Origin of the sequence: Phenylobacterium sp. (assembly GCF_035569475.1) — a bacterium.
In the GTDB taxonomy this organism is placed as follows: Bacteria; Pseudomonadota; Alphaproteobacteria; order Caulobacterales; family Caulobacteraceae; genus Phenylobacterium.
In genome coordinates, this window is record NZ_DATMNA010000032.1 from 1 (window position 1) to 3,571 (window position 3,571).

3 protein-coding genes are annotated in these 3,571 nt (G+C 72.8%); 1 reads left to right on the forward strand and 2 read right to left on the reverse strand.

Translation table 11 applies throughout. The annotated features are described in order from the left end of the window. On the reverse strand, positions 1–553 hold a 553-nt coding region (locus tag VNW53_RS04390), incomplete at its 3' end, for a tetratricopeptide repeat protein (RefSeq protein WP_325553871.1). Between the two features lie 169 nt (positions 554–722). Here VNW53_RS04390 and VNW53_RS04395 point away from each other — a divergent pair. After that, positions 723–2,174, forward strand: a complete 1,452-nt coding sequence (locus tag VNW53_RS04395) for a pyridoxal phosphate-dependent decarboxylase family protein (RefSeq protein ID WP_325553872.1) — start codon at positions 723–725, stop codon at positions 2,172–2,174. Here the strand turns inward: VNW53_RS04395 and VNW53_RS04400 are convergent. Then, positions 2,130–3,350, reverse strand: a complete 1,221-nt coding sequence (locus VNW53_RS04400) for a tetratricopeptide repeat-containing glycosyltransferase family protein (protein ID WP_325553873.1) — start codon at positions 3,348–3,350, stop codon at positions 2,130–2,132. The two genes, VNW53_RS04395 and VNW53_RS04400, sit on opposite strands and share 45 nt — an antisense overlap. Positions 3,351–3,571: the final 221 nt, after the last annotated feature.

Below are 3,571 nucleotides of genomic sequence, written 5' to 3' on the forward strand. Positions count from 1 at the left end.
AGTTGTTGCGCGCCACCAGGCCCGAGGCCACCGATACGGGCTCGCGGCGGAAGCGCTCGATCAGGTTGCGCAGGTGGTGGTCGGCGGCGATCGGCCGGCCCGCGTCGCGCAGGGCCGCGGCCAGGCCCTGCAGGGCCACGGGGATCTCGCCGCTGGTCGGCTGGCAGTTGGCCAGCAGGCGCTCATAGGCCTGGACGGCCTCCTCCACGCGCCCCAGCCGGTGCGAGAGCAGCGCGACGTAGCGAAGCGGCCCGGCGCCGGCCAGGACCTTGAAGGCGTGCTGGAAGGCCGCCAGCGCGCCCTCGTTGTCGCCCATGGCCAGCATGCAGAAGCCGATGTGGCGCAAGGCGTCGTCGTGCTTGGGGTCGAGCGCGACGGTCTCGCGGTAATGGACAAGCGCCTTGGCGAACTCCAGCCGGCGCAGGTGCGACTGGGCCAGCAGCAGGTGGGCTTCGACCGATTTCGGCAGCTCCTTCGCCAACCGCCCCAGCAAAAGCTGCGCCTCGCCGGTGTCGTGCTCGATGAGGTCGCGGATGTCGTCGGTCAGCGGCAAGCCGGCGTCTCCAGGTCGTGGGCGTTGTTCACCGCCCTTATGCGGAAGGCCGCGCGCCTCGCGCAAGCAAATCGACTGCCGCGGGGGTTTCGGAGGACGGCGGCGGCGGATAAGGGGTCCTGGCGGCGTCCTGGGGCTTTAAGAGGCCGCGATTCGAACTGGAGCGCCCATGAGCCGAGCGGACCGCAACGCCCCCAGCCTGGACCCGCAGGACTGGGACGACCTGCGCGCCCAGGGCCACCGGATGCTGGACGACATGTTCGACAACATGGCGACCTTGCGGGAGCGGCCCTTGTGGCAGGCTCCGACGCCGGCGCAGCGCGGGCGCTACCGCGCCGAGCTGCCCCGCGCCCCCGGCGCGCTGGCCGACGCCCACGCCCAGTTCATGGCCGACGTGGCCCCCAACGGCAGCGGCAACCGCCATCCCGGCTTCATGGGCTGGGTGCAGGGCGGCGGGACGGCGGTGGGCATGCTGGCCGAGATGCTGGCCGGCGGCCTCGACGCCAACCTGGGCGGGCGCGACCACATGCCCATCGAGGTGGAACGCCAGGTGGTGGCCTGGATGGCCGAGCTGTTCGGCTTCCCCGCCGACGCCAGCGGCCTGTTCCTGACGGGCACCTCCACGGCCAACCTCTGCGCGGTGCTGGTGGCCCGCGACCGGGCGCTGGGCGCCGACGTGCGCCACACCGGCGTGCGTGACGTGAAGGTGGTCGCCTATGCCTCGAAGGGGGTGCATAGCTGCATCGTTCGCGCCATGGACATGACCGGCCTCGGCTGGGACCGCCTGCGGCTGATCGAGACCGACGCGCAGCACCGCATCAGCCTGCCGGCGCTGGAGGCCGCCATCGCCGCCGACCGCGCCGCCGGCCTGCAGCCCTTCCTGATCGTCGGCACCGCCGGCAGCGTCGACGTGGGGGCCATCGACGACCTCGACGGCCTGGCCGACATCGCCCGGCGCGAGGGCGCGGCCTTCCACGTGGACGGGGCGCTTGGGGCCCTGGGGATAATCTCGCCGCAGGTCGCGCCGCGTCTCAAGGGCATCGAGCGGGCCGACAGCCTGGCGCTCGACTTCCACAAACTGGGGCAGGTCCCCTATGACGCCGGCTTCCTGCTGGTCCGCGACGCCGCCGCCCACAAGCGCACCTTCACCTATTCGGAGGCCGCCTATCTGCGCCACGCCGAGCGCGGCCTGGCGGGCGGCGAGTTCTGGCCCTGCGACTACGGCCCGGACCTGTCGCGCGGCTTCCGGGCGCTGAAGGTCTGGTTCAGCCTCAAGACCTACGGCCTGGACGCCCTGGGCGCGGTGATCGGCCGGACCTGCGACCTGGCCCAGGCGCTGGCCGACCGCGTGGCGGCGGCGCCCGAGCTGGAGCTGCTGGCCCCGGTGGCGCTGAACATCGTGTGCTTCGCCTATCGCGGCGGCGACAACGCCGCCATCGTCGCGGACCTGCACGAGGCCGGGCGCGTCGCCCCCTCGACCACGACACTGGCGGGCAGGACGGCGATCCGCGCGGCGATCGTCAACCACCGCACCGAGCTGCAGGATATCGAGGCCCTGGTCGAAGGCGTGCTGGCCCTAGGCCGAGCCCAGGCCGCGGCCCGCGAGGCCCGCGGAGCCTAGGTCGGCGATCACCTGCTCGACGGTCGCCGTCCAGTCCCGGGGCGTTGTCTGGCGGTAGAGCCGCATGGTCGGATACCAGGGGCTGTCGGCCCGGTCGCGCAGCCAGCGCCAGTCGCAGCGGATCGCCGGCAACAGGGTCCAGCAGGGCTTGCCCATGGCGCCCGCCAAGTGGGCCACCGAGGTGTCGATGGAGATCACCAGGTCCAGGCCCTCGATGATGGCGGCGGTGTCGGCGAAGTCCGCGGCGCCGGTGTCCGCCGGGTCCAGGCTGACCGCGCCCAGGTCGAGCAGGCGCTGGGCGAGGGCGTCCGGCAGGCCCTTGTTCGCGCCGTTGAAGCCGGTCGGGCTGGCGCGCCAGGCCACGCCCACCCGCGCGCCCTGGCCGAACCCCGCCCAGCGCGCCCTACGGTCCGCCGGAGCGGTGAGGTAAGGCTCGGCGGGCAAGTTCTCGAGGGTGATCCCGAGCGGCCCCGGCAGGGAAAGGTAGCGGCTCCAGTAGTCGTGCCGCTGGACCTCCGCCGAGGCGCCGACCCCGATCGGGACCAGGTTGTCGACCCCCGCGAGGGTGGCGAACAGGTCGGTCAAGGCGGGCGAGCAGCCGAGGCTCACCCGGTTCGCGCCGCGGGCTTTCAGGGTGTTGGCGAAGCGGGCGAACTGGATCTTGTCGCCGAAGCCCTGCTCGACCCAGATCAGGATCGACTTGCCGGCGATCGGTTCGCCGCGCCACTCCGGATAGGGCAGGTTCACCGGCGGGATCACGTCCGGGTGCAGTTCGGCGCGGGGCGCCAGCAGGGGCCAGCCCTCGGCGTAGCGGCCCGCCGACAGCAGGATTCCCCCGAGCCCCAGCAGGGCCGGCTTGTCGTCCGGATGGGCGGCGAGCACCCGGCGATAGGCCTGCTCGGCCAGGGCGACCTCGCCGGCCTCGCCGTAGGCCCGGCCCAGCATCCGCCCCAGGTCCGCGTCCTGGGGGCGATGGTCCGCCGCCAGCTTCAGGTAGCGGACCGCCTGGCCGAAGTCGCCCGTCTCGCCCAGGCAGACCCCCAGGTTGGTGGCCAGCTTGACCGTCAGCAGGCGGCCGGCCAGCGGCAGATAGATCGCGATCGCCTCGGCGTATCGGCCGGCGTGCTGCAGCGCGAGGCCGCGCTGGTACTGTTCTTCGTCGGTTTCGTCCGGCATCTGGCCCAGCGCGTTGCGGTTGGCGTGATTGTCCGAACCGCCGGGCGTATCTACCCTTGAACGGCCCAGACGAGGAGCCCCAGTGACCGCCGCGTTCCCCGCACCGACGCCGAAGCCCGCGATCCGCCGTGGCCGATAGGCTCGCGCTCTTCCATCCGCGCGGGGTCGAGGGGCTCGCGGAGAACGTCTTCGGCAAGGACGTCGCCAACCTCGAGCTGATG